Origin of the sequence: Mesorhizobium sp., assembly GCF_004962245.1 — a bacterium.
Lineage (GTDB): Bacteria > Pseudomonadota > Alphaproteobacteria > Rhizobiales > Rhizobiaceae > Mesorhizobium.
This window is the reverse complement of the sequence record NZ_SUHQ01000021.1, coordinates 105,151-128,596: the sequence shown is the minus strand read 5'-3', so window position 1 is coordinate 128,596 and position 23,446 is coordinate 105,151. Positions and strand designations below refer to the sequence as shown.

26 protein-coding genes are annotated in these 23,446 nt (G+C 63.8%); 5 read left to right on the top strand and 21 right to left on the bottom strand.

Going from position 1 to position 23,446, the window contains the following annotated elements:
* Positions 1–110: 110 nt before the first annotated feature.
* From E5X88_RS22120 to E5X88_RS22095, 6 genes are all read right to left on the bottom strand, one after another.
* The gene (locus E5X88_RS22120) at positions 111–890 is read right to left on the bottom strand and encodes a succinate dehydrogenase iron-sulfur subunit (RefSeq protein WP_292165086.1); all 780 of its coding nucleotides are present in this window, start codon (positions 888–890) and stop codon (positions 111–113) included.
* Positions 890–1,327 (bottom strand): DUF3052 domain-containing protein, encoded by a 438-nt coding sequence (locus tag E5X88_RS22115; protein ID WP_292165083.1) that lies wholly within the window; start codon positions 1,325–1,327, stop codon positions 890–892. The genes E5X88_RS22120 and E5X88_RS22115 overlap by 1 nt, the downstream gene beginning before the upstream one ends.
* A 2-nt stretch (positions 1,328–1,329) precedes the next feature.
* Positions 1,330–3,168, bottom strand: coding sequence for a succinate dehydrogenase flavoprotein subunit (gene sdhA / locus E5X88_RS22110; RefSeq protein ID WP_292165081.1), 1,839 nt, complete (start codon positions 3,166–3,168; stop codon positions 1,330–1,332).
* A 4-nt stretch (positions 3,169–3,172) separates the two neighbouring features.
* Complete coding sequence (gene sdhD / locus E5X88_RS22105) at positions 3,173–3,568, bottom strand: succinate dehydrogenase, hydrophobic membrane anchor protein (protein WP_292165079.1); 396 nt, start codon at positions 3,566–3,568, stop codon at positions 3,173–3,175.
* A gap of 1 nt (position 3,569) precedes the next feature.
* Positions 3,570–3,989: a succinate dehydrogenase, cytochrome b556 subunit gene (gene sdhC, locus E5X88_RS22100; protein WP_292165075.1), complete on the bottom strand. Its 420-nt coding sequence runs from the start codon at positions 3,987–3,989 to the stop codon at positions 3,570–3,572.
* 313 nt (positions 3,990–4,302) lie between these two features.
* Complete coding sequence (locus E5X88_RS22095; RefSeq protein WP_292165072.1) at positions 4,303–4,656, bottom strand: hypothetical protein; 354 nt, start codon at positions 4,654–4,656, stop codon at positions 4,303–4,305.
* Positions 4,657–4,898: 242 nt separating this feature from the next.
* Here E5X88_RS22095 and E5X88_RS22090 point away from each other — a divergent pair, with 242 nt between their 5' ends.
* Positions 4,899–5,252 carry a hypothetical protein gene (locus E5X88_RS22090; protein ID WP_292165069.1) on the top strand — a complete coding sequence of 118 codons (354 nt, stop codon included), beginning with the start codon at positions 4,899–4,901 and terminating at the stop codon, positions 5,250–5,252.
* On the opposite strand, the gene E5X88_RS22085 is transcribed toward E5X88_RS22090, so the two are convergent.
* Positions 5,236–6,453 carry a GGDEF domain-containing protein gene (locus E5X88_RS22085; protein WP_292165067.1) on the bottom strand — a complete coding sequence of 406 codons (1,218 nt, stop codon included), beginning with the start codon at positions 6,451–6,453 and terminating at the stop codon, positions 5,236–5,238. The two genes, E5X88_RS22090 and E5X88_RS22085, sit on opposite strands and share 17 nt — an antisense overlap.
* A 76-nt stretch (positions 6,454–6,529) precedes the next feature.
* The gene (locus E5X88_RS22080; RefSeq protein WP_292165065.1) at positions 6,530–7,729 is read right to left on the bottom strand and encodes a diguanylate cyclase; all 1,200 of its coding nucleotides are present in this window, start codon (positions 7,727–7,729) and stop codon (positions 6,530–6,532) included.
* 162 nt (positions 7,730–7,891) lie between these two features.
* Between E5X88_RS22080 and E5X88_RS22075 the strand changes: the two genes are divergently transcribed.
* A complete protein-coding gene (locus tag E5X88_RS22075) occupies positions 7,892–8,203 on the top strand; it encodes a hypothetical protein (protein ID WP_292165063.1) in 312 nt (103 codons plus the stop codon).
* A gap of 70 nt (positions 8,204–8,273) precedes the next feature.
* On the opposite strand, the gene leuC is transcribed toward E5X88_RS22075, so the two are convergent.
* From leuC to rplS, 6 genes are all read right to left on the bottom strand, one after another.
* Complete coding sequence (leuC, locus tag E5X88_RS22070) at positions 8,274–9,683, bottom strand: 3-isopropylmalate dehydratase large subunit (RefSeq protein WP_292165061.1); 1,410 nt, start codon at positions 9,681–9,683, stop codon at positions 8,274–8,276.
* A 65-nt stretch (positions 9,684–9,748) separates the two neighbouring features.
* Positions 9,749–9,877 (bottom strand): hypothetical protein, encoded by a 129-nt coding sequence (locus tag E5X88_RS22065; protein ID WP_292165102.1) that lies wholly within the window; start codon positions 9,875–9,877, stop codon positions 9,749–9,751.
* Between the two features lie 96 nt (positions 9,878–9,973).
* Complete coding sequence (locus E5X88_RS22060) at positions 9,974–10,609, bottom strand: class I SAM-dependent methyltransferase (protein ID WP_292165059.1); 636 nt, start codon at positions 10,607–10,609, stop codon at positions 9,974–9,976.
* Positions 10,610–10,664: 55 nt separating this feature from the next.
* Complete coding sequence (locus tag E5X88_RS22055; RefSeq protein WP_292165055.1) at positions 10,665–11,480, bottom strand: amino acid ABC transporter permease; 816 nt, start codon at positions 11,478–11,480, stop codon at positions 10,665–10,667.
* A gap of 267 nt (positions 11,481–11,747) precedes the next feature.
* Positions 11,748–12,545, bottom strand: coding sequence for a transporter substrate-binding domain-containing protein (locus E5X88_RS22050; protein ID WP_292165053.1), 798 nt, complete (start codon positions 12,543–12,545; stop codon positions 11,748–11,750).
* 196 nt (positions 12,546–12,741) lie between these two features.
* Entirely contained in the window at positions 12,742–13,281 is a 540-nt protein-coding gene (rplS, locus tag E5X88_RS22045) for a 50S ribosomal protein L19 (protein WP_292165051.1), read from the bottom strand.
* A 334-nt stretch (positions 13,282–13,615) separates the two neighbouring features.
* Here rplS and E5X88_RS22040 point away from each other — a divergent pair, with 334 nt between their 5' ends.
* Positions 13,616–14,368 carry a sulfite exporter TauE/SafE family protein gene (locus tag E5X88_RS22040; RefSeq protein ID WP_292165049.1) on the top strand — a complete coding sequence of 251 codons (753 nt, stop codon included), beginning with the start codon at positions 13,616–13,618 and terminating at the stop codon, positions 14,366–14,368.
* On the opposite strand, the gene trmD is transcribed toward E5X88_RS22040, so the two are convergent.
* On the bottom strand, positions 14,350–15,048 hold the full coding sequence (gene trmD / locus E5X88_RS22035; protein ID WP_292165047.1) for a tRNA (guanosine(37)-N1)-methyltransferase TrmD: 699 nt from the start codon (positions 15,046–15,048) through the stop codon (positions 14,350–14,352). The two genes, E5X88_RS22040 and trmD, sit on opposite strands and share 19 nt — an antisense overlap.
* A complete protein-coding gene (rimM, locus tag E5X88_RS22030; protein WP_292165044.1) occupies positions 15,045–15,644 on the bottom strand; it encodes a ribosome maturation factor RimM in 600 nt (199 codons plus the stop codon). The genes trmD and rimM overlap by 4 nt, the downstream gene beginning before the upstream one ends.
* A gap of 133 nt (positions 15,645–15,777) precedes the next feature.
* On the opposite strand from rimM, the gene E5X88_RS22025 reads away from it, so the two are divergent.
* Together E5X88_RS22025 and E5X88_RS22020 are read left to right on the top strand one after the other, a co-directional pair.
* Positions 15,778–16,716, top strand: coding sequence for a tyrosine recombinase XerC (locus E5X88_RS22025; RefSeq protein WP_292165043.1), 939 nt, complete (start codon positions 15,778–15,780; stop codon positions 16,714–16,716).
* A 124-nt stretch (positions 16,717–16,840) separates the two neighbouring features.
* Positions 16,841–17,908 carry a TraB/GumN family protein gene (locus E5X88_RS22020; RefSeq protein WP_292165041.1) on the top strand — a complete coding sequence of 356 codons (1,068 nt, stop codon included), beginning with the start codon at positions 16,841–16,843 and terminating at the stop codon, positions 17,906–17,908.
* 710 nt (positions 17,909–18,618) lie between these two features.
* Here E5X88_RS22020 and lpdA read toward each other — a convergent pair.
* Genes lpdA through odhB form a run of 5 tightly spaced genes read right to left on the bottom strand, consistent with a single transcriptional unit; the run spans position 18,619 to position 23,401 of the window.
* A complete protein-coding gene (gene lpdA / locus E5X88_RS22015) occupies positions 18,619–20,025 on the bottom strand; it encodes a dihydrolipoyl dehydrogenase (protein WP_292165039.1) in 1,407 nt (468 codons plus the stop codon).
* Positions 20,026–20,066: 41 nt separating this feature from the next.
* Positions 20,067–20,822 carry an SDR family oxidoreductase gene (locus tag E5X88_RS22010; protein WP_292165037.1) on the bottom strand — a complete coding sequence of 252 codons (756 nt, stop codon included), beginning with the start codon at positions 20,820–20,822 and terminating at the stop codon, positions 20,067–20,069.
* Positions 20,819–21,328: a hypothetical protein gene (locus tag E5X88_RS22005; RefSeq protein ID WP_292165100.1), complete on the bottom strand. Its 510-nt coding sequence runs from the start codon at positions 21,326–21,328 to the stop codon at positions 20,819–20,821. The genes E5X88_RS22010 and E5X88_RS22005 overlap by 4 nt, the downstream gene beginning before the upstream one ends.
* Positions 21,329–21,338: 10 nt before the next feature.
* Positions 21,339–22,100, bottom strand: a complete 762-nt coding sequence (locus E5X88_RS22000; RefSeq protein WP_292165034.1) for a DUF4241 domain-containing protein — start codon at positions 22,098–22,100, stop codon at positions 21,339–21,341.
* Positions 22,097–23,401: a 2-oxoglutarate dehydrogenase complex dihydrolipoyllysine-residue succinyltransferase gene (gene odhB, locus E5X88_RS21995; protein WP_292165031.1), complete on the bottom strand. Its 1,305-nt coding sequence runs from the start codon at positions 23,399–23,401 to the stop codon at positions 22,097–22,099. The genes E5X88_RS22000 and odhB overlap by 4 nt, the downstream gene beginning before the upstream one ends.
* Positions 23,402–23,446 lie beyond the last annotated feature (45 nt).

Here is a 23,446-nt window from a genome sequence, read left to right as displayed (position 1 = left end):
GAGAGGATGGGCAGTTCGGTGTTAGTCATAAGTCGGCTATCCTTTTGAAGGCGGCAGGACAGAGGGGGGTGGGAAGGATCGCGACAGACGAGGCATTCTCGCTACCGAAGCTAAACCCTTCTCTCCACCATCATCTTCTTGATCTCGGCGATCGCCTTGGCCGGGTTGAGCCCCTTGGGGCAGGTTTGGGCGCAGTTCATGATGGTGTGGCAGCGATAGAGCCGGAACGGGTCCTCGAGATTGTCGAGCCGTTCGCCCTTGGCCTCGTCTCTGGAATCGATCAGCCAGCGATAGGCCTGCAGCAGCGTCGCCGGGCCGAGATAGCGGTCGCCGTTCCACCAGTAGCTCGGGCAGGAGGTCGAGCAGCAGGCGCACAAGATGCATTCATAGAGGCCGTCGAGCTTTTCGCGGTCCTCGTGGCTCTGCAGCCACTCCTTGGCCGGCTCTGGCGACACCGTTTTCAGCCACGGCTCGATCGAGGCGTGCTGGGCGTAGAAATTGGTGAGATCGGGCACCAGATCCTTGACCACCGGCATGTGCGGCAGCGGATAGACCTTGATCGCGCCGGAAATGTCGTCGCAGCCCTTGGTGCAGGCCAGCGTGTTGGACCCGTCGATGTTCATGGCGCAGGAGCCGCAAATGCCCTCGCGGCAAGAGCGGCGCAGCGTCAGCGTCGGGTCGATCTTGTTCTTGATCCAGAGCAGCGCGTCGAGCACCATCGGCCCGCAATCGTCCATGTCGACGAAATAGGTGTCCATGCGCGGGTTCTCGTCATCGTCCGGCGACCAGCGGTAGATGCGATATTCGCGCAGATTGGTCGCGCCTTCCGGCTTCGGCCACGTCTTGCCCTGCTTGATCTTCGAGTTCTTCGGAAGCGTAAGTTCGACCATTACCTCAGGTCCTTTCGGATGACGAGCTTCAGCCCGGACCAGATCCCGTTCACGGCGGCGACCTTCACGTCGACAAGGTCGAGCTTCAGCGCCTCTGTGCGGATGACGTCTTCGGTGACGTCGGTCGGCACCTTGGACGTCTTTTTCGGCCACGACACCCAGATCATGCCGTCGCGCTTGATGGCAGCCTCGACGCCGGCGAGGCGATCCTCGATCTCGGCGCGCTGTCTGGTGAAAGCGTGAACGGCATCGTATTTTTGGCGAACGCCCAAAATTGCCAACCAGTCGGCCAGTCGGTCGACATGGGTGAAGTCGACGGCGTCGGCCAGATCGTCGAGTTCGGACGGCAGCGCGATGAAGGCGGCGGTCATGCCGTCCTTCAGGCCAAGCTTGGCCGGAAGGGGCGTACCGGAATATCCCGAGGCCGCCAGCGCCATTGTCAATACACCCTGGCCTTCGGCGCGATCTTGGCCGGGTTGATGCCGCCGTCTTTCTCCCTGAGCAGCGTCTCGGTGTGCACCGGCCGGTAGGTCAGCGTCACCTCGCCGGCCTCGCTGAGCCGAGCCAGCGTATGCTTGCGCCAGTTCGCGTCGTCGCGCGCCGAAAAATCTTCGCGCGCATGCGCGCCGCGGCTCTCCTTGCGCGCCTCGGCGCCATGGACGGTGGTGATGGCGTTGGCCATCAAATTTTCCAGCTCCAGCGTCTCGACCAGGTCGGAGTTCCAGATCATCGAGCGGTCGAACACTTTGACGTCCTTGAGCTCGCCCCAGATCTGCGAAACGCGCTTGCAGCCGCTTTCCAGCGATTCCTGGGTGCGGAACACCGCCGCATCCTCCTGCATCGCTTTCTGCATCTTTTCACGCAATACGGCGGTCGGCGTCGAGCCATTGGCATGACGCAGCCGGTCGAAGCGGTCCATGATCTTTTCGACCGAGGCTTCGTTGGGCGACGCGATCGCGGCGTTACGGTCGATCACCTGGCCGGCCCTGATCGCCGCCGCGCGGCCGAACACCACCAGATCGATCAGCGAGTTCGAGCCCAGCCGATTGGCGCCATGGACGGAGGCGCAGCCGGCTTCGCCGACTGCCATCAGCCCGGGCAACACCTGGTCCGGGTTCAAGGCGGTCGGGTTGAGCACCTCGCCCCAGTAATTGGTCGGCACGCCGCCCATATTGTAATGGACCGTCGGCAGCACCGGAATCGGCTCCTTGGTCAGGTCGACGCCGGCAAAGATTTTTGCCGACTCTGAAATCCCCGGCAGCCTTTCGTGCAAAACGGCCGGATCAAGGTGGTCGAGGTGGAGAAAAATATGGTCCTTCTTCGGTCCGACGCCACGCCCCTCGCGGATCTCCAGCGTCATGCAGCGCGAGACCACGTCGCGCGAGGCAAGGTCCTTGGCCGAAGGCGCGTAGCGCTCCATGAAGCGCTCGCCCTCGGAATTGACGAGATAGCCGCCCTCGCCGCGCGCACCCTCGGTGATCAGACAGCCGGCGCCGTAGATGCCGGTCGGGTGGAACTGCACGAACTCCATGTCCTGCAGCGCCAGCCCGGCACGCGCCGCCATGCCGCCGCCGTCGCCGGTGCAGGTGTGCGCCGAGGTCGCCGAGAAATAGGCACGGCCATAGCCGCCGGTCGCCAGCACCACCATCTTGGCCGAAAAGCGGTGGATGGTGCCGTCGTCGAGATTCCAGGCGACGACGCCGGTGCAGGTTCCGTCCGGCTCCATGATCAGGTCGAGCGCGAAATACTCGATGAAGAACTGCGCATTGTGCTTCAGCGACTGGCCGTAGAGCGTGTGCAGCATGGCGTGGCCAGTGCGGTCGGCGGCCGCACAGGTGCGCTGCACCGGCGGTCCCTCGCCGAAATTCATCATCATGCCGCCGAACGGCCGCTGGTAGATTTTCCCGTCCTCGGTGCGGCTGAAGGGAACGCCGTAATGCTCAAGCTCGTAGACCGCCGCCGGCGCCTCGCGCACCATGTATTCCTGAGCGTCAGTGTCGCCGAGCCAATCCGAACCCTTGACCGTGTCGAAGAGATGCCACTGCCAGTTGTCGGGGCCCATATTGGCGAGCGAGGCGGCGATGCCGCCCTGCGCCGCCACCGTGTGCGAGCGCGTCGGGAAAACCTTGGTGACGCAGGCGGTGCGCAGGCCTTGTTCGGCCATGCCGAGCGTGGCGCGCAGGCCGGCGCCGCCGGCGCCGACGACCACCACGTCGAATTTGTGGTCGACATAGGTGTAGGCGGACGCCGTGTTGGCGTTTTTTGCGTCCTTGGCCAAAATTTCAGCCTCCAAATGCCAGTTTGAGCAGGGCGAAGATCGAGGCGACGCCGACCACTACGGAAAAGAATGTGTTGAGGGCGAGCAACGCCAGCTTCGTACCCTCGCCATGCACATAGTCCTCGATGATCGCCTGCATGCCGAGCCGCATATGATAAAGCCCGGACAAGAGCACCAGGGCCAGCACCACAGCCACGAACGGATTGGCAAGTGCGGCACGCACCTCCGCATAGCCGGCGCCGTTGAGCGCAATCAGAAAGCCGACGAAGAACAGGATCAGCGGGATGTTGGCGATCGCCGTCAGGCGCTGGCGCCAGAAATGCTCCGTGCCCTCGCGGGCGGAGCCGAGGCCGCGGACCTTCGCCAGCGGCGTGCGCATGTCGGTATTGTTGGCGCTCATGTCAGGCTCCCCGCGCCATATATCCGGCGATCCAGATCAGCAGCGTCAGCACAATCGAGCCGGCCAGCGTCGCCCAGGCGATCCTCGAGGCGGTGTTCTTTTCAAGACCTGTCCCGGTGTCCCAGATCAGATGGCGCACACCGCCCAGCATGTGGTGCATCAGCGCCCAGGTGTAGCCGAACAGCACCAGCCGCCCCAGCCACGAGCCGAAGGCCCAGTTGACGGCATCGAAGGTGGATTGCGAGCTCGCCGCCGCCATCAACCACAAGGCGACCAGCAGCGTGCCGAAATAGAGCGCCCCGCCGGTGATGCGATGGACGATCGACATCGTCATCGTGATCGGCGGCCGATAGACGGTCAGATGCGGCGAAAGCGGTCGTTCACGTCTGGCAAATTCGCGGGTGGCTGGTGATTTGCTCATGGCTCCCCCAGTTCGGCGTCTCTGGAGCCCCAGGTGGAAATGCGGCATGACCGCTTCCGGATGCGACTTCGGACAGCCGGTTTCTAATGCTCTTTTTGCACCGCGTCAAAGCCGGAAAATCGTTTTGGAAACGTAATTTAGTCTGAAGAAAAGGCTGCTTTCGCTTCAATCGATTAGGGCATGAGCCCGAAGCCGGCGCAATGTCGCTGCAGTGCAGTATATCTGTCCAGCTTGGGCGCCCGGGGTGTGTTGAGATTCAGGTCAGCAAGCTGCCATTTGCAGGCCGGCCTCACCTGAATCTCAACACATCCGATCAGCGGGTGCAGGTCAGCGGCGTCTTCCCACCCTTCATCACCAGCGCGTCGCGGCCGTCGATCACGATTGCGTCATGCGCCTCGCCGAAGCGGCTGTTCTGGTTGGCGGGCGAAGCCGGCAGATCCTGGCTGACGCCGTCGGAACCAAGCACGCGCACCGACGTGCCGAGATTTTCGATGGTCATCCTGCCGCCATCGGCGCAATTGTAGGTCGCGGTGCGCGGCTGCGGTGCCGTCACATCGGTCGCGGTGGCCGCGGCCGGATTCCCGGCCTTGGTCTGCGACACGCAGGCAGCCGTGGTCAGCAATGGCAAAAGGGCAAGCGTCACCCGAAACGTCCGGCGTAACGCCATGTGCTGTCTCCTTACGCATCAATCCAACGCAGTGCTTGCCAAGATCACCCGACGCCGCGCTCGCCCCCGGCCGCGATGGTGCGGGCAAGCATGGCCGAATGATGGCCGCGGCTTTCCAGGGCGACGGATATTAACCATGTTTGCCAAGACCTGGTGGCCTGCAAGGCTAGCCTCTTAACAAAGGTTAAGAAAAGGTTAATTTCTGAGTCAGAGGAGGTTCGCCTCTGACAATGGAGGACGCCATGCGTTCGAATTCAAGCAGATCGCGCCTCCCGGCGCTCGTCCTGGTGGCGGCGGTCATCGGCTTGGCGGCACCGGCACACGCCGGGACGCACGACCGCGTCTACGCCGATTCCTTCGGCAATCTCGTCATCGAAAGCGCCGCCGGCCACAAGCGCATCCTCGTCGGCGAGGGCAAATTGGCCAAGGAATTGTCCGACTATGTCGGCGCCGACCAACCCAAAATCATCTATGAAAACGAAACGGACGATGTCAGCGGCCGCGACTGCTACAGGCCGCCGGTTTTCGTGAAGGGCCGCAGCTATATGTACGGCCTTTCCGACGGCGAGATGCCCGAACTCAGCCCCTGCCGCTGATTCGATCTGGCGTTGCCACTCCCGCCTGTCCCACGGTGATCGACCCCATGGAGATGCGCACCCGATCGCGTCCACTGCCCTTCGCCTGGTAGAGCGCTTCGTCGGCACGCCGCATCAGATCGGCGAAACCTTCGGCCGGGTGAAGCTCGGCAACGCCGAAGCTGGCGGTGCAACGATGGTCCGCCGGCAGACTGTCTATCGGCAAGGCCCCGAAAGCGCTGCGCGCGCCCTCGGCGAAGAGCCGCGCGGCGGCGAGGTTGGTTCCCGGCAGGATGATGGCGAATTCCTCTCCACCGATACGGCCGGCGACGTGATGGTCGGCGGCCGCATCACGCAGGAATCCGGCAAAGGCCTCGATGACCCGGTCGCCGGATGCGTGGCCGAAATTGTCGTTGATGCTCTTGAAATGATCGAGGTCGGCGATGACCAGGGCGACCGGAATACCCTTGCGCACGGCGTCACGCATCGCGATCTCGGCATGACGTTCGAAGCCGCCTCGGTTGAGCAGCCTTGAAAGCGTGTCCGTCTCCGACTTCGACGTCACCTCGGCGAGCACGTCACGGACCAGAATGACCAGTGTAAGAAGCGCGATTGCCATGCCGAAGATAGTGCCAAGCGATTGCGACACCAGAGCGTAGTTACTCTGCAGGTAGGCCTGCGGATTGGCGCCCCAGCCACCCAACGCATGGGCGATGAACGGCTTGCTCACGAATTGCAGGGCGCTGGCTGCCAGAACGGCCATCAGCAGATAGTCGAGCCGGTCGCGCCTTTGCCGGGACGACCAGACGATGCCGACGCCGACGAACTGCATGGCGGCATAGGGAAGCTGGTAGGTCATCATGCGGGCAAGCGACTGGCGCGGCAGATCCTGCACGAAATACACGGCAGCGGTGGCCGCGAACAGGAAGACGAGCATCGGCGCCCAGGGCGGCGCCACGCCGTATTTATGGGCAAGCCCGCCATTGAAGGCGACGGTGGCGCCGAGGAAAACGGCGAAGCCCGCGACGACAGCGGGTCGCGCATTGTCGAAGATCGGAATGGCGAACTCGATGGCGAAATAGGCCATTCCGAGCAGATAGGCGAAAACCAGCCAGCGAGCCGACGCGCGCCCCACATCGTAGAACGAGACAGTCATGAAAGCTGCCGCCAGCAGGCCGGCGACGAGCAGGTTGATTGCCAGGATGAATTCTGCGCCGCCCATGTGATTTTCGCACTCCCTGCGACAGCAAATCACGGACGGGCGAAAAAGACGTTAACGTGTGCCCAGGCACGGAAGATCAGACGGCTTTGAGCGGTGCCAGAACGAACACCGTTTCCGACCGTTCGCAGGACAGGTGCACGCTGTCGCGGCCGTTCCTTTTGGCTTTGTAAAGCGCCTCGTCGGCGCGCCGCATCAGCGACTCCAGCCCCTCCTCCTCGCCGGTGCGGGCCGCCACGCCGAAGCTCGCCGTCACTCGTGTATCGCGTGGAAGCCCGTCGACGCTGCCCGCCGAATAGAGCATGCGGATGGTTTCGGCGAACAGCCTAGCCGCCCCAAGGTCGCTCAGCGGCAAAAGCACGGCGAATTCCTCGCCACCGATGCGCCCGGCGACGCCGCTGGTGCCGACAGCCGATCGAAGCTTGGCGGCGAAGTCGGCGATCACGCGATCACCCGCCGCATGCCCGTGCAGATCGTTGAGCGCCTTGAAATGATCGAGGTCGGCGAGCACCAGCGCGACGGGCAGCTTGGCCGTGGCGCAATGCCGCAGGAGAAGCGTCGCGCGCTCCTCGAAGCCGCGGCGGTTGAGCAGGCCCGACAGCGGGTCGGTATACGCCTCGGCCTTCAGCGCTTTCATCACGTCGAGCGCAGCCGCGCAGAACAGGCAAAGCGCGATGAGCAACGACAGCAGCGCATGCGACAGCAGCGCCGTCGTCCAGTAGGACGAGGCATAGAACCCGTCATAGCTTTGATAAGGTCCGTGCGCGATGACAACGACGAGCGTGCGCACGAAGAAGTTCAGTCCGGAAAGCAGCGACAGCACGAACAGGATCATTTCCGTCGGGCCTCTGTCGCGCACCACGCGCAGTTCGGCGGCGACAACCAGGCTGAGGCCGCCGAAAGCGAAATTCATCACCAGGACACGCCAGGTGAGATCGGGCTGGATGAACATGAACCAGCAGAAAGCGGCCAGGCCGCCGGCCGCCAGAATACCGATCGCGACAAAGGGCACGCGCCGCCCATAACGCGTCACGATCGCGCCGGCGAGACCACAGGCGGCAATGGTGAAGCATATGTTGGAGATCAGCTTTGTCGGCGCCATGCCGATGGGCAGCGTGAAATGCTGCAACAGGAAACCGGCCGCCGAAAGCCAGTAACTGGCGGCCAGCACGGCCAGATAGGGGCGGTGACGTTGATAGAACCACAGCATGAGAAACACCGCGCCGAGCGCAAGCGCGATCGTCGGGTTGAGCAACCCTATCAGCAGACCGGTGTCCAAGGACCGTGACCCCACGCTTCCGTGAGGTAAGATCCTTAGAGGGGAAGCCCAAACAAGCGGTTAAGCAAAGTCGAATATGCGCAAGATCCCCGTTGAACCTGCCGCACGGAACTCGAAACCGCGGTCGGCGTTTTCCAGCGGCAATCGATGGGAGACGCTTTAATGGCCGATACGATCATGCTGACCGATCATGAGGCAATTCGCTCATGGGCCGCGGCGCGTGCTGGATTTCCAGCAATCGTCGACGTGTCGCCTGAAACGGGAACGCAAGCCTTGCTGAGGCTGGTCTTCGGCCAGCACGCCTATCAGGACCAGGACCAGGCCGAACGCCCGGCCAACGCCGGCGGCTACGAACTGGTCGAATGGGACGAGTGGTTCAAGCTGTTCGACGAACGTCAGCTGGCGCTGGTGGTCGCTGCGGAGCAACCCGGCCGGCGTGAGCAATTCCATGAGCTTGTGAGGCGCCCTGCGTGAAAAAAAGCCCGAACCGCATCGCGGTTCGGGCTCTGGCATGCACTCATATACGGACTATGGCGGCCCTGGGTTATTTCCACTCACGGATGTCGACGAAGTGGCCGGCGATCGCCGCCGCCGCCGCCATGGCCGGCGACACCAGATGGGTGCGGCCCTTGAAGCCCTGACGGCCCTCGAAATTGCGGTTCGAGGTGGAGGCGCAGCGTTCGTGCGGCTTCAAGCGGTCGTCATTCATGGCAAGGCACATCGAGCAGCCCGGCTCGCGCCAGTCGAAGCCGGCCGCGACAAAAATCTTGTCGAGACCTTCGGCCTCCGCCTGCTCCTTGACCAGACCGGAGCCCGGCACGATCATCGCGTCGACATGCGGGCTGACTCGTCTGCCCTCGACGACCTTGGCGACGGCGCGCAGATCCTCGATGCGGCCGTTGGTGCAGGAGCCGATGAAGACGCGGTCGAGCGTTATATCGGTGATCTTGGTGCCCGGCTTCAGTCCCATATAGTCGAGCGCGCGCTGCTTGGACGTGCGCTTGTTCTCATCCGTGATATCGTCCGGGTTTGGCACGATGCCCTGGACCGAGACGACGTCCTCGGGCGATGAACCCCAGGAGACGATCGGCGGCAATTTCGCCGCGTCGAGCACGACCACCTTGTCGAAATGCGCACCCTCGTCGGACTGCAGCGTCTTCCAGTAGGCGAGCGCGGCATCCCACGCCTCGCCCTTGGGGGCGCGCGGCTTGTCCTTGACATAGGCGAAGGTCGTCTCGTCAGGCGCGATCAGGCCGGCCCGGGCGCCGCCCTCGATCGACATGTTGCAGATGGTCATGCGGCCTTCCATGGACAGCGCGCGGATCGCTTCGCCGGCATATTCGATGACATAGCCGGTGCCGCCGGCGGTGCCGATCTCGCCGATGATCGCCAGAATGATGTCCTTGGCGGTGACGCCTTCCGGCAGCGCGCCGTCGACGCGCACCAGCATGTTCTTGGCCTTGCGCTGGATCAGCGTCTGCGTGGCCAGCACATGCTCGACTTCCGAGGTGCCGATGCCATGCGCCAGTGCGCCGAAAGCGCCGTGCGTCGAGGTGTGGCTGTCGCCGCAGACGATGGTCATGCCGGGCAGCGTGAAGCCCTGCTCCGGACCGATGATGTGGACGATGCCCTGGCGGACATCGTTCTCCGAATAATATTCGACGCCGAAATCCTTGGCGTTCTTGGCCAGCGCCTCGACCTGGATGCGGCTTTCCTCGTTCTTGATGCCGAACTTGCGCTCGGGGGAGGTCGACACATTGTGGTCGACCACGGCCAGCGTCTTTTCCGGATGCCGGACTTTTCTGCCGGTCATGCGCAGGCCTTCGAAGGCTTGCGGGCTGGTCACTTCATGGACGAGGTGACGGTCGATGTAGAGCAGGCAGGTGCCGTCGTCCTGGCGGTCGACGACATGGTCGTCGAAGATCTTGTCGTAGAGGGTGCGCGGTGCGCTCATGTGCGTAAATCCGTCGATATGAAAATGGGAAGAGGTAGACGCCAGGTCGGCCCGGCAAAAACGACCTAACGAAGTCGGCTGGTCAGAGCGCCGGAAATGCGCGCGGAGAATCGCGACGGCAGGCGTTTTTTGTCCTGCAGCACGAAACCCTTATAGGCCGGATCGCCAAAAAGCTCTTCCATGGCGTGGCTCATATCAATGTTTTGGCTTTTCGGCAATTGCAGCTGTGTTCGCAGGACCTAGGTCCCTCGCGCGACGGAGCGGGGAGAGGAACCCAAGTCGTGCACCGTTCAAAGCACCTCGAACACGAAGGTTTTCACCAGCGCCTCGGGCTCGGCGATCGCATAGCAGCGGAACCACGGGCTTTCCTCGATCGGCCGCCATTTCTTGTCCTGCTCCAACTCGGCGAAAACGTCGCGAAAGCCGCCGCTCTCGAGCACCTGGTCGCGAACGGTGAAAATGGCATGGCCGCCCTTCTTGGTGATGCGCACCAGCTCCTGCAGGCTGGAAGCCGGCGCGTGGCTGATGGTGAACACGCCGGTCGAGAAGAAGGCGCGGAAATGCCCGTCCGGCCAGGGCAGCGGGCCGCCGAGCATCGCCTGTTTCAGCTCGCCATAGGTATTGCGGCTGCCGGCAATCTCAAGCATGTCGTCCGACAGGTCGAGACCAGCAATGTCGGGATAGCCAAGTGCTTGCAGCGAAGGTCCCGACAGGCCGGTGCCGCAGCCGGCGTCGAGCAGCGGTCCTTCGCCCGCCGGCACATGGCGCGCCACCCAGGCAGCGATCAGGAACGGCAGGAGATAGCCGAGCGACGCGGTCTCGCCGTCATAGGTCGCGGCCCATGCGGCATAGGCTTGCGCCAGTGCTTCCGGCGTCTCGGCGGTGTAGACCGAATCCAGCGCCGCACTGGCCTTGTCGATGTTCATGGGATTCTCCCGCATTGTGGCTTTTCCCGACCGTAGCGCCGTCTTCGCCTGCCTTCTATTCCTCATGCTGGCGGCGCAGCCGCTTCTCCAGCGCCCGCAACGCCAGCGACAGGCCGACCGTCAGGATGAGATATATATAGGCGACGATCGAATAGGTCTCGAAGAAGCGGAACGAGCCGGCGGCGTAGATCTTGCCCATCTGGGTGATGTCGGCAACGCCGAGCACCGAGACCAGCGAGGAATCCTTGACCATGGCGACGAAATCATTGCCGAGCGGCGGCAGGATGGTGCGGATCGCCTGCGGAAACACGATCAGCCGGAAGCGCTGCATGCGCGTCAGCCCGAGGGCCTTCGCCGCCTCGATCTGGCCTTTCTCGACCGCCTGGATGCCAGCGCGAAAGACCTCCGAGATGAAGGCTGAGTAGCCGATGGTCAGCGCCATGATGGCGCGCCACAAGAGCGACACGTCGCGCACCAGGAGCTCACCGATGAGGCCGGCGCTTTGTAGCGGCGCGGTCAGCGCGTTCCACGCCGCGACAAAGGCCGGCGCGCCGGCAAACGCGATCCAGAACAACAGCACCAGGATCGGCACGCCGCGGATGATCTCGACATAGAAGCGGGCAATCTGGCGCAGCCAGCGCGACCCCGAGAGCCCCATCAGCGCAATGCCGAGCCCGATGGCCGAGGCCAGCGCAAAGGCGACCACGGTGACGAAGACGGTGATGCCGATGCCCTTGGCGACTGTGGCGAAGACCTGGGCATAGAGATCGCTTGCGGCGATGAAGATAGCGGCTGCCACGGCAAGCGCCGCCGCCACGGCTAGCCACCAGGGGAAGTCGGATTTGGGGGTGGATCCGGGCGCGGTCGGCATCAGGCGATGCCGGTGACGGAGCCACGAAGGCTGCGTTCTGTCACACCCCCCTCTGTCCTGCCGGACATCTCCCCCGCAAGGGGGGAGATCAGATGTCGTGACGGCTTTCGCCAATTCCCAACGCTGGTGAATGTCCGCCTTCGCAAGAGCTGCCAATCTCCCCCATTGCGGGGGAGATGTCCGGAAGGACAGAGGGGGGTGGGAAGAAACTCCGTCCGTGCAATATTCGGCGCACGGTCCTCACGCAGCAAGCGTGCCAAGACCAGCCTACTGCCCCATCTTGTAGTCGAGGAACCATTTCTTGTTGAGCGCGTCGAGCGTGCCGTCGGCCTTGAGTGCGGCGATCGCCGCGTTGACCGGTTTCACCAGATCCGAGCCCTTGGGAAAGATGAAGCCGAAATCCTCGGTGCCGAGCGGCCCGCCGATCAGCTTCAGCCCACCATTGGAGGCGTCGACGTAACCCTTGCCGGCAGTGCCGTCGGTCAGCACGACATCGACGTCGCCCGCCTTCAGCGCCTGCACCGTCGCGCCGAACGTCTCGAACAGTTTGATGCGCGGGTTCTGCTCATTGCCGTCGAGCACGCTGTAGACGGCGGTATAGAAGGGCGTGGTGCCGGCCTGCGCCCCGATCAGCCCATCCTTGAAGGCACCAAACGTCTTGGCGTCGGTGAAGCGCTTCTCATCGCCGCGCACCAGCATGAACTGTTCCGAACGCATGTAGGGATCGGAGAAATCGACCTTCTGCTTGCGGTCGTCCTTGATGGTGATGCCGGTCATGCCGATGTTGTACTGGTTGTCGGAAACCGCCTGGATCATCGCGTCCCAGGAGGTGTTCTGGTACTCGACCTGGAAATTCAGCCGCTTGGCGATCTCGTTCATCGCGTCATATTCCCAGCCGATCTGCTTGCCGGTCTTGGCGTCGATGAATTGCAGCGGCGGATAGGCGTTTTCCGTCACCACCACCACCTTCTTGCCGCCGAGGTCGGGCAGCGTCTGCGCCAGGGCGGCGACGGGCGCGAGAATCAGAGCCAACAGGCCGGCCAACAGCAGTTTCGATCTGGTCATGGTACACCCCGAGAACTTGAGCGACCTCGACAATGGTCGAGGCTTGCAGGAAACTTCGGCGCCGACTTTAGCTTTCCACAAGCGCCTTGCAAGCCGGTCCGATGCGCTGCTTTGCGCGAAAGCCCCGGGAGGTGTTCTCCTCCAAAACGAAAAGGCGGCCGAAGCCGCCTTTCCAAAGCATGGTTTTGAAAAAATCTTACTCGGCGGTCGCCGCTTCCGCAGCCTTGGCGGCCTCGTCGGCGGCCTTCTTTTCGGCGGCGTCCTGCGCGGCCTTCTCGGCGGCGAGCGCCTGGGCGGCGGCCACCTTCTCGGCCTCGATGCGGGCCTTCTCGGCGTTCAGCGCATTGCGCTCCTCATCGTTCAGCTTGCGGGCGCGCACGCCGGTGTTTTCCGAAATACGGGCCGACTTGCCGCGGCGATCGCGCAGGTAGTAGAGCTTGGCGCGACGCACCTTGCCGCGGCGCACGATCTCGACGCCCTCGACCATCGGCGAAAAGACCGGGAACACGCGCTCCACGCCTTCGCCGTAGGAAATCTTGCGGACCGTGAAATTCTCCTGGAAGCCGGCGCCGGCGCGGGCGATGACGACGCCCTCATAGGCCTGGACGCGGGTGCGGGTGCCTTCGGTCACACGGACCTGGACGCGCACGGTATCGCCGGGCTGAAATTCGGGAAGCTTGCGCTTGGCTTCGATCTTGGCGGCCTGTTCGGCCTCGAGCTGACGGAGGATATCCATCTTAAAAATCCACTTCTTGTTCTTCCGACAGTCAGAGCGTCCGACACTCACCTTGCAGTTCCATTGACCGCTCGGCTATGCCCTTTGTTCCAAAACATCTGGGTTCGAAAACATCGGGCAGGGGCGACTACACCGTCATTGTTGACGGGTCCGGCAGATTGTTCTTGCCAGTACGGGCGGGCACATACAGCTATTTCGACGCTTTGTCACGCCTTTGCCGCGTTCTTTTTTGGTCGTTGGCCAACGCTGCGATCTTCCTGCATAGGGGTTGCGTCGAGCGCTCAAGCTTTCTAAGGCGGGTAAACGCGACTTTTCCTCCGGCGGCAATGCCCTCATGTCAGTTCTCGATGCGGCCCTGCTCTTTTTCGCGGGCTTTCTTTCAGGTGCCGTCAACGCGATAGCCGGCGGCGGGACGTTCATAACCTTCGGCGCCATGTCGCTGGTCGGCTTGCCGCCGATCGTAGCCAACGCCACATCGTCGGTGACACAGTTTCCCGGCTACATCACCTCGACGCTCGCATACTGGGCCGTCATCAAGCATTTCTGGCGCAGCGCATTGCTGCTCGGCCTCATCTCGGCTTTCGGCGCACTGGCCGGCGCGCTCATCCTTTTGGCGCTCGACAATCCGTCATTCCGGGTCCTGGTGCCATGGCTGCTGCTGGCGGCAACCGCGCTGTTCGCCGCCGGGCCGTGGCTGAGGCCGGCGCCCAAGCCGGGGCATGAGGCTGCCGTGGGTTCGCTGGCCGGCTCCCTGGCGCAGTTTGCCACCGCCGTCTATGGCGGCTTCTTCGGCGCCGGCATGGGCGTCATGATGCTGGCGACGCTCGGCCTCACCCAGGCCGGGGACTATCACCGCCTGAACGCGCTGAAGAACATGCTGGCCGTGGTGATCGCCGCGGTAGCCATCCTGGTCTTCGTTTCCGGCGGCGTCATCGCCTGGCCGCAGGCGATCATCATGATACCGGGCGGCGCGCTGGGCGGTTATGCCGGCGTCTGGATCGCCAAGCGCGTGCCGCAGAATGCCGTACGTGGCTTCGTCGTCGGGGTCGGCGTGTTCCTGGCCTTTTATTATTTCACCAGGGGGTGAGCGGCCAACAGGTCCGGCCGTCTTTCCCTGGTAAGCCTTTCCGCTTCGCCGCGCCGCCATGCGGCGATCTTCTTGTGATTGCCCGAGGTGAGGACCTCGGGGATTTGCCGGCCCTCGAAGTCCTGCGGCCGCGTGTAGTGCGGGTGTTCGAGCAGGCCGTTTTCAAAACTCTCTTCGTCGCCCGACACCGCATTGCCCATCACGCCAGGCAACAGCCGCACCACGGCGTCGAGCAGCACTAGCGCTGCCGGCTCGCCGCCGGAGAGGATGAAGTCGCCGACCGAGACCTCCTCAAGCCCCCGCGCTTCGATGACCCGCTGGTCGACACCCTCGAAGCGGCCGCAGACGATCACCGCGCCAGGACCAGCGGCCAGCTCGCGGACGCGCGCCTGCGTCAGCGGCGTGCCGCGCGGGCTCATAAGCAGGCGCGGGCGCGGATCACCTGCCGGCGAAACATGGTCGATGGCGCTCGCCAGCACGTCGGCGCGCATCACCATGCCGGCGCCGCCGCCAGCCGGCGTGTCGTCGACGGTGCGATGGCGATCGGTGGCGAAATCGCGAATCTGGATTGCTTCCAGCGACCATGTGCCTGATGCCAGCGCCCGGCCGGCCAGCGACAGGCCGAGCGCGCCGGGAAACATCTCCGGATAGAGCGTCAGCACCGAGGCGGAAAAACTCACCGGTTGCCCCCGGCGTCCTTCGGCCCGCGCGGCCTGCCCTTCGGGTCGAAGCCATCACGGCCGGGAGCCTCGCTGTCCTCGTCATCGATCAAGCCCGCCGCCGCCGGATCGATGCGGAGGAAGCCCTCAACGATCGACACGTCTGGCACGGCGGCCTGCGTGAACGGGATCAGCACGCCTTTGCGCTCGCCAAGCGTCACGTCGAGAATGTCGCCGCCGCCGAAATTATGCACGGCGACGACCTTGCCGATGTCGGCACCGGTGTCGTCCCGGACCGCCAGCCCGACGAGATCGGCATGATAGAATTCGTCCTCTTCGCCATCGTCCGGCAGCATTGAGCGGTCGACGAACAATTCCGTGCCGGCGAGCGCCTCGGCGGCGTTGCGGTCGCTGATGCCCTTGAAGCGCACCACGACGACGGTATTGGCCGGCCTGATGTCGACGATCTGGAAGGCACGGCCGTCCCTGGCATAGAGCGGTCCGTAGTCGGCCAGCGCCAACGGATCGCCAGTGAAGGTTTTCACGCGCAATTCGCCCTTGATGCCATGGGCGGCGCCGATCACGGCCATCTGGACGGGGTTTTGCGGTTTGGTCATCGGTGGTAAAAATCCTTTGCCCTGCTCTAGCTCCACCCTCTTGTCATTTCAATGACGCGGCTCTTCACCGCTTCCTAACCCGGCTACCGGAAGATGGCCCGGAGTTGGAAGAACGGACTATCGGAAGAGCCCAATGCAGGAATTCCTCATCCCGGCCAAACCGGACCTTCAGGCGGCCCGCGAAAGCTGGCTGAAGATGCTGGCACGCGAACGCCGGCTGTCGCCTGAAACCGTGGAAGCCTATGAGCGCGACACGCGCCAGTTCCTGCACTTCCTGACCGGCCATTGCGGCGGCTCGCCCGGCATTTCGGACATCGCCGATCTGCGCCCGGCCGATCTGCGCGGCTTTCTCGCCGCCCGCCGCGCCGGGGGCGCGGGCGCCCGCACGCTCGGACGCGGGCTCGCCGGCATCCGCTCGCTGCTGCGCTTTCTGGAGCGGCGCGGCCTCGTCAATGCGGCGGGTGCCGCGGCACTGCGCGCGCCACGGCAGCCGAAGTCGCTGCCCAAGCCGCTGACGGCAAGCGATGCGAAACATGTCGTCTCCGTGGAAGGCCAGTTGGCGCAGGAGCCGTGGATCGCCGCCCGCAACGCCGCCGTGCTGACGCTGCTCTATGGTTCGGGCCTGCGCATTTCCGAGGCGCTTGGCCTCTCTGGCGCCGAGCTGGCCTCACCCAACGACACGGTGCTGCGCATCACCGGCAAGGGCGGTAAGACGCGGCTGGTGCCGGTGCTGCCGGTGGCACTGCGGGCGATCGCCGAATATCGCCGGCTCTGCCCCTATCATCTCGATCCGAAGGGCCTGCTGTTTCGCGGCGCCCGCGGCGGCCCGCTCAACCCGGCCATCGTCCAGCGCGACATGGCCAAGCTGCGCTCGGCGCTCAACCTGCCCGATACCGCCACGCCGCATGCGTTGCGTCATTCCTTCGCCACGCACCTGCTTGGACGCGGCGGCGACCTGCGCACGATCCAGGAATTGCTGGGCCACGCCAGCCTGTCGACGACGCAGATCTACACCGGCGTCGACACTGCGAGGCTGCTCGAAATTTATCAGTCGGCGCACCCGAGAGCATGACCGGCCGCATATCCCGCAAGGCAGCGGACATTCGGACACGGTCATGCGCAGTGAAGCCTCATCCGAGACAATTTTGCCGCGCCGGTTAACCGTTTTGCCGTTCTTTGTATCTAGAAAGCGAGCCATGAAACGCGTCATTGCCATCGCCGACCGCGCGGCCCTTGCGTCGCTGAAGCTGCTCGTGGCGCTCAACGTCCTGTTTTTCCTCTCTTTCCTCATCATCGCGCTGCTCACCGCCGGCAAGGCGCGCGCCGAAATCCCGGACTGTGCCGGCACCGACATGCTGTCGGCCTTGCAGAAGAGCGACCCGGCGACTTATCGCAAGATCGAGACCGAAGCGGCTGCGACACCGAACGGCAAGGGCCTGTTGTGGAAACTGGAAAAGGCCGGCGAAAGACCATCCTTCCTGTTCGGCACCATGCACATGACCGACCCGCGCGTGATCACGCTGCCGCCCGCCGCGCAAAAGGCCTTTGACGCAGCCGACACCGCCATAATCGAGACCACGGAAGTGCTCGATCAGCAGAAGATGATGGCAGCGCTTTTCAAAGAGCCGGAGCTGATGATGTTCACCGACAGCACGACGCTGTCCTCGCTGCTGTCGCCGGACGACGCGGCGGCGGTGAACAAGGCGCTCGACGCGCGCGGCATCCCGCTGGCGAGCGTTGCCAAGATGAAGCCGTGGATGCTGTCGGCCATGGTGACGCTCCCGGCTTGCGAACTGGCCCGGAGGGCCGGCGGCGCGCCAGTGCTCGACATCAAGCTCGCGGAGGACGCCAAGGCCTCAGGCAAGGTTGTCGAGGGGTTGGAGACCATCGCCGACCAGCTTCGCGCCATGGCTTCGCTGCCGCTCGCCTTTCACATGAAGGGCCTCGTCGACACACTGAAGCTCGGCGACACGATGAACGACGTCAACGAAACCATGATCGTGCTTTATCAGCGCGGCGACACTGGCATGCTCTGGCCGCTGTTCCGTGCCGCCCTTCCCGGCGAGGAAGACGATCCGGCGGGCTATGCCGCCTTCGAGGAAACCATGATCACCAGCCGCAACAAGGTGATGGTCGATCATGCCGGGCCGATCCTCGCCAAGGGCAACGCGTTCATGGCGGTCGGCGCCCTGCATCTTCTGGGCGCGGAAGGCCTGGTCGAGGATTTCCGCAAGGCCGGCTACACCGTCACTGCCGTCGACTGAGTTGCACGGTTGAGTTGCGGACCCTAAAAGAGGTAATTCTGGTCGAAGCCGCCCGAATCACGGCGCGAGGGCAGCAGCCTCGTCGCGATGCAGGAAGATCGAAAAGGCTCGTTTTGGCTCGTTCGCTGCCAAGTTCGCGAGGAAAATGCGTGCAAACAACCGATCCCAGCCGCGAATTGCCCTGTTTTCGGCGTTTTCGATCCCTAGCGTGAAACCTGTTCAACGATTGCGCGTTGATTGGTGTTGATTGATACTTTTCATCCACGGAGGACACTTTTATGGCGAATCCAAACGACCCGTTCACCACTCCGACACCCCCTCCTAAGTTGGGTGGCGGCGGCAGCGGCTGGCTGATTGCCCTGGTTGTCGTTATCCTGGCCATTGTCGCTTACTATATTTTTGGCAGAAGCGGTGAAACGCCGGCGCCTGCCGAACCGCCGGCCGCCAGCACACCGGCCCCGGCGCCCGCTGAACCGGCGCCTGCACCGGCCCCGGCAGAGCCTGCGCCAGCCCCGGCACCCGCAGAGCCTACTCCAGCACCTGCCGAGCCCGCGCCGGCGCCTGCAGAGCCTGCGCCTGCTCCAGCGCCCGCAGAACCGGCTCCAGCGCCCGCACCAGCCCCGGCACAGTGATCGGCTGCTGATTTCAAAATGCGAACGGCCCGCTGAAAAGCGGGCCGTTTGCTTTAACGTTTGCGATATATCGCTGAATTACATATGGATCGGCTTGAAGAAGGCCGCCAGTGCCGCTTCCTTCACCGCTTCCGACATCGTCGGGTGGGCGTGGCAGGTACGGGCAAGATCTTCCGACGAGCCACCGAACTCCATCAGCACCGCCGCCTCGTGGATCATCTCGCCGGCGCCGAAGCCGACAATGTGGACGCCGAGCACGCGGTCGCTCTGCTTGTCGGCCAGGATCTTCACGAAGCCGTCGGTATGCAGCATGGCGCGCGCCCGGCCATTGGCGCTGAACGGAAACTTGCCGGCCTTGTAGTCGATGCCGGCCTTCTTCAGCTCCTCCTCGGTCTTGCCGACCGAGGCGATTTCCGGACTGGTGTAGACGACGCTCGGGATCACCTCGTAGTTCACATGCCCGGCCTGGCCGGCAATGATCTCGGCCACCGCCACCCCCTCGTCCTCGGCCTTGTGGGCGAGCATCGGCCCGGCGATGACGTCGCCGATGGCGTAGATGCCGGGCACATTGGTCTTGAGATGGCCGTCCGTCTTGACCCGGCCGCGCTCGTCGACCTCGACGCCGGCCTCCTTCAATCCGAGACTGTCCGAATAGGCCCGGCGGCCAGTCGCGATCAGCACCGCATCCGCCTCGATCGTCTCGGCCGCGCCGCCCTTGACCGGCTCGAAGGTGACGGTGGCACCCTTCTTGACCTTGGCGACGCCGGTCACCTTGGCGCCGAGCCTGAATTCGAACCCTTGCTTGGACAGCATGCGGTGGAACTGTTTGGCGACCTCGCCGTCCATGCCGCCCAGAATGGTGTCGAGGAACTCGACGACGGTCACCTTGGCGCCGAGCCGCGCCCATACCGAGCCGAGTTCCAGCCCGATGACGCCGCCGCCGACCACCACCAGATGGCCGGGCACCTTGTCAAGCGACAACGCGCCGGTCGAGGACATGACCACCTTCTCGTCGATGTCGACCTTGACGCCCGGAATGCCGGCGATGTCGGAGCCGGTGGCGATAACGATGTTCTTGGTCTCGATCTCCTCGACCTTGCCGTCCTCGCCGGTCACCGACACCTTCCCGGCGGACAAGACTTTGCCGGTGCCGCGAAAACTGTCGATCTTGTTCTTCTTGAACAGGAAGGCAACGCCGTTGACGTTGGACGCCACGGTCGCGTCCTTGTGCGCCATCATCTTCTTCAGGTTCAGCTTCGGCGCGCCGATCTCGACGCCCAGCATGTCGAAGGAATGGCCGGCCTCGGCGAAAATCTCGGAGGCATGCAGCAGCGCCTTGGATGGGATGCAGCCGATATTGAGGCAGGTGCCGCCGAAGGTCGGGTTCTTCTCGATCACCGCCGTCTTCAGGCCAAGCTGTGCCGCCTTGATAGCGCAGACATAGCCGCCTGGTCCCGATCCGATGATAACGACGTCATAAGCCATGATACTGTCCTTCTGGTCTGGCACTCAGCCTTGGCAGGCATTCAGCGGCCGCCGCTCACTTCCAAATTCGCGCCTGTCGTGTAGGACGCTCCGTCCGACATGAGCCAGAGAATTGCCGCAGCGACCTCTTCGGTGGTCCCCGCCCTTTGCATGGGCACGACGTGACGCATCCTCTCGACGCGATCCGGCTGTCCGCCGGAGGCGTGAATTTCGGTGTCGACGATGCCTGGACTGACCGCGTTGACGCGAATGCCTTCGCCGGCCACTTCGCGCGCCAGGCCTATCGTGAAGGAATCGATCGCACCCTTCGAGGCAGCGTAGTCGACATACTCGCCCGGTCCGCCAATTCTCGCAGCAATCGAGGAAATATTCACGATGGCGCCGCCCTTGCCGCCATGGCTGGTCGACATGCGCTTCACCGCTTCGCGGGCACAGAGCATGGAGCCGATGACGTTGATGCGCATCATGCGCTCAAGCCGTGCCCCGCTCATTTCATCGACACGCGCCCTCTGGTCGACCACACCGGCATTGTTGACCAGCGCATCGAGCCGGCCGAAGGTCCGATCGACCTTCTCGAACATCGACAGAATATCGGCTTCGTTGCCGACGTCGCCCTTGATGGCAAGCGCTTCTCCGCCCGCTTCGCCAAGCGCCCGCACCAGGGCAGCGGCCGCCGCCTCGTTCGATGCATAATTGACCGCGACGCGGTACCCGGCCTCGACGGCGAGCCGGCAGACCGCCGCGCCGATACCGCGCCCGCCGCCGGTGACCAGAACAACCCGCGCCGCACCGCTCATTCCTGACAACCTTTCAAAGCGAAGACATCCCACGGCACTTTCGAAAACCCGTTGGCGCCATAGGCGGCCGACATCTGCAGGGACGGTCCGAGGTCGGGAAAGATCAGTTTCTTCGGAGCATCGACACCTTCAGCCGGCAGCAAAGCGATGTTGCCCTGATCGTCGGAACCGTAGATCACACCCTCCCACACGGTACAGGCGGCGAGCTCGTCGCCGGTGACGTCGCCGGTCGGGCATTTGTACATCAGCGAGCCATGCGGCCGCCCCACGCCTTCCGTCCACATGACGATGCCGTCGAGCACGACGCTGTTGTCGAGCACCATCTTGAACGTGTTGGTGACGACAGCCGATTCCATGGTCGGCCTGAAATCGATCTCGGCGGCACTTTCGGCGTCGCCATAAACGGCGAGTTCGAGCGGGCAGGCGGCAAGGGCAGCGGAGCTCGTGAACAAAACGGCCAGCGACCCAGCTATACATCCGATGGTGGGTGACATGGCGCTTTGCATGACGACGGGTCTACCTGGTCTCGCGCCCATCGGCGTTTTCCAGCACGCCGAAGTCGGTCATGAGCAGCAGCGGTTCGCCAGCCGCATCCAGCCCCCAGAAAGACGGATAGGATCCATCGCCCCAACCGCTCCAGAATATGGCAATGTTGAGGGGGTTGCCGGCAACCGGGTGATGCAGCACGAACCTATCCCGGTTCGGTGCAAATTCGGCAGCCAGAACCTCACCATAATAGTCGCCATATTTCAGCTTGTCCTGCTCATCGGACATCAGCGCCATGGCCGTCTTGTCCATGAACGAACCTAGGCCGGCGTCGACGGGATACCCGTATACCTCGTCACCTTTCAATGCCGCGACATCCTCGCCAGGCACAGTGGCCAGCTCCCAGCGAACCGGCGTACCAAGGCTGAAACGCAGCACCGCAGCCGCCACACGGCCTCGTGCTTCCAACAGCGAAACCGGATAACGCCCCGGCTCAACCTTGCGGCTCAAGGCTGGGGTTTCAACGTCGCTCACAAGAGGATCACAGGCGATGATCTCACCCGTCGGCAAATCAAGCTCACCGATTGGGGTGACCGTGATCTGTCGCTCCGCCAGTTCGGCATCGCTCAGGGCGAAAACACCAAGGTTGCTGCTCGCCTTCGTCACGTCCCAGTCGGCAGCCAGCGCCATCGGCGGCAAGGCGGAAAAAATGCCAAGCCAGACGAGGCTACGTCGAAACGATCGCCGCACAGCACCCGCCCAATCAGCCATGGCGCGATCAGCTTCGCTCACAGGTCGAGCACCAGCCGCTCCGGATCCTCCAGGCTTTCCTTGACGCGGACCAGGAAGGTCACCGCTTCCTTGCCGTCGACGATGCGGTGATCGTAGGAGAGCGCCAGATACATCATCGGCCGGATCACGATCTGGCCGCCGACCACCACCGGCCGCTCCTGGATCTTGTGCATGCCCAGAATGCCCGACTGCGGCGCGTTGAGGATCGGCGTCGACATCAGCGACCCGTAAACGCCGCCGTTAGAAATCGTAAACGTGCCTCCTTGCATATCCGCCACGGAAAGCTTGCCGTCACGCGCGGCAAGTCCCAATCGGCCGATATCCTTCTCGATCTCGGCGATCGACATCTGGTCGGCGTCGCGCACCACCGGCACGACGAGCCCCTTTTCGGTGCCGACGGCGACGCCGATATGGGCGTAGTTCTTGAAGATGATGTCGGTGCCGTCGATCTCGGCATTAACCGAAGGTATCTCCTTCAGCGCATGGGTGACGGCCTTGGTGAAGAAGCCCATGAAGCCCAGCTTCACGCCGTGCTTCTTCTCGAACACATCCTTGTATTTTGTCCTGAGCGCCATCACCGCGCTCATGTCCACCTCGTTGAAGGTGGTCAGCATGGCGGCGGTCGACTGCGCTTCCTTGAGGCGGCGCGCGATGGTCTGCCGCAGCTTGGTCATGCGCACGCGCTCTTCGCGCGACGCGTCATCGGCCGAGGACGGCGCACGGGCAGCGACCGGGGCTGCCTTCGGCGTCTCGGCCGGTTGCGACGGCGCGCCCCTGGCGATCGCGTCGAGCACGTCGCCCTTCAGCACCTGGCCACGCTTGCCGGAACCCGAGATCTGGTCGACCGCGAGATTGCTCTCGGCCAGCAGCTTCGCCGCCGCCGGTGCCGGCGGCATCGCGCGCGCCTCGATCGGCCCGGCGTCGCCGGCGATCTTGGCGGTCTCGGCCGCGGCTTGCCTGACGGTGGATGCGGCGGTCGGCGCCGAGGCCTGCGACACCGCGTCCTGCCTCGGTTCGGAAGGCGGCACCTTCGCGGGTTCAGGGGCTGCCGCTTTTGCGCCGTCACCCGCCGAAATCATGCCGAGCAACGCGCCGACCCCGACCGTCTCGCCTTCCCCAGCGGCGATCTCGCTGAGCGTTCCTGCGGCCGCGGCCGGCACTTCCACCGTCACCTTGTCGGTTTCGAGCTCGACCAGCGGCTCGTCGGTGGCGATCGCATCGCCCACCTTCTTGAACCATTTGCCGATGGTCGCCTCGGTGACGGATTCGCCAAGAGTGGGGACGCGGATTTCGGTAGCCATTGTGCCTGTCCGTTTTTCTGTCGGTTCTGTTCTATTCGCCGAGCT

Excerpts from the sequence above, each read along its gene's own strand:
- E5X88_RS22060 (WP_292165059.1), bottom strand. The coding sequence starts at position 10,609 with ATGAACATCGACAAGGCCAGTGCGGCGCTGGATTCGGTCTACACCGCC.
- leuC (WP_292165061.1), bottom strand. The coding sequence starts at position 9,683 with ATGAGCGCACCGCGCACCCTCTACGACAAGATCTTCGACGACCATGTC.
- E5X88_RS22115 (WP_292165083.1), bottom strand. The coding sequence starts at position 1,327 with ATGGCGCTGGCGGCCTCGGGATATTCCGGTACGCCCCTTCCGGCCAAG.
- E5X88_RS22040 (WP_292165049.1), top strand. The coding sequence starts at position 13,616 with ATGTCAGTTCTCGATGCGGCCCTGCTCTTTTTCGCGGGCTTTCTTTCA.
- E5X88_RS22095 (WP_292165072.1), bottom strand. The coding sequence starts at position 4,656 with ATGGCGTTACGCCGGACGTTTCGGGTGACGCTTGCCCTTTTGCCATTG.
- sdhD (WP_292165079.1), bottom strand. The coding sequence starts at position 3,568 with ATGAGCGCCAACAATACCGACATGCGCACGCCGCTGGCGAAGGTCCGC.
- rimM (WP_292165044.1), bottom strand. The coding sequence starts at position 15,644 with ATGACCAAACCGCAAAACCCCGTCCAGATGGCCGTGATCGGCGCCGCC.
- E5X88_RS22010 (WP_292165037.1), bottom strand. The coding sequence starts at position 20,822 with ATGAGCGGTGCGGCGCGGGTTGTTCTGGTCACCGGCGGCGGGCGCGGT.
- E5X88_RS22085 (WP_292165067.1), bottom strand. The coding sequence starts at position 6,453 with ATGGGCGGCGCAGAATTCATCCTGGCAATCAACCTGCTCGTCGCCGGC.
- lpdA (WP_292165039.1), bottom strand. The coding sequence starts at position 20,025 with ATGGCTTATGACGTCGTTATCATCGGATCGGGACCAGGCGGCTATGTC.
- E5X88_RS22005 (WP_292165100.1), bottom strand. The coding sequence starts at position 21,328 with ATGCAAAGCGCCATGTCACCCACCATCGGATGTATAGCTGGGTCGCTG.
- odhB (WP_292165031.1), bottom strand. The coding sequence starts at position 23,401 with ATGGCTACCGAAATCCGCGTCCCCACTCTTGGCGAATCCGTCACCGAG.
- sdhC (WP_292165075.1), bottom strand. The coding sequence starts at position 3,989 with ATGAGCAAATCACCAGCCACCCGCGAATTTGCCAGACGTGAACGACCG.
- E5X88_RS22025 (WP_292165043.1), top strand. The coding sequence starts at position 15,778 with ATGCAGGAATTCCTCATCCCGGCCAAACCGGACCTTCAGGCGGCCCGC.
- rplS (WP_292165051.1), bottom strand. The coding sequence starts at position 13,281 with ATGGATATCCTCCGTCAGCTCGAGGCCGAACAGGCCGCCAAGATCGAA.
- E5X88_RS22055 (WP_292165055.1), bottom strand. The coding sequence starts at position 11,480 with ATGCCGACCGCGCCCGGATCCACCCCCAAATCCGACTTCCCCTGGTGG.
- E5X88_RS22050 (WP_292165053.1), bottom strand. The coding sequence starts at position 12,545 with ATGACCAGATCGAAACTGCTGTTGGCCGGCCTGTTGGCTCTGATTCTC.
- E5X88_RS22020 (WP_292165041.1), top strand. The coding sequence starts at position 16,841 with ATGAAACGCGTCATTGCCATCGCCGACCGCGCGGCCCTTGCGTCGCTG.
- E5X88_RS22120 (WP_292165086.1), bottom strand. The coding sequence starts at position 890 with ATGGTCGAACTTACGCTTCCGAAGAACTCGAAGATCAAGCAGGGCAAG.
- E5X88_RS22090 (WP_292165069.1), top strand. The coding sequence starts at position 4,899 with ATGCGTTCGAATTCAAGCAGATCGCGCCTCCCGGCGCTCGTCCTGGTG.
- E5X88_RS22075 (WP_292165063.1), top strand. The coding sequence starts at position 7,892 with ATGGCCGATACGATCATGCTGACCGATCATGAGGCAATTCGCTCATGG.
- E5X88_RS22065 (WP_292165102.1), bottom strand. The coding sequence starts at position 9,877 with ATGAGCCACGCCATGGAAGAGCTTTTTGGCGATCCGGCCTATAAGGGT.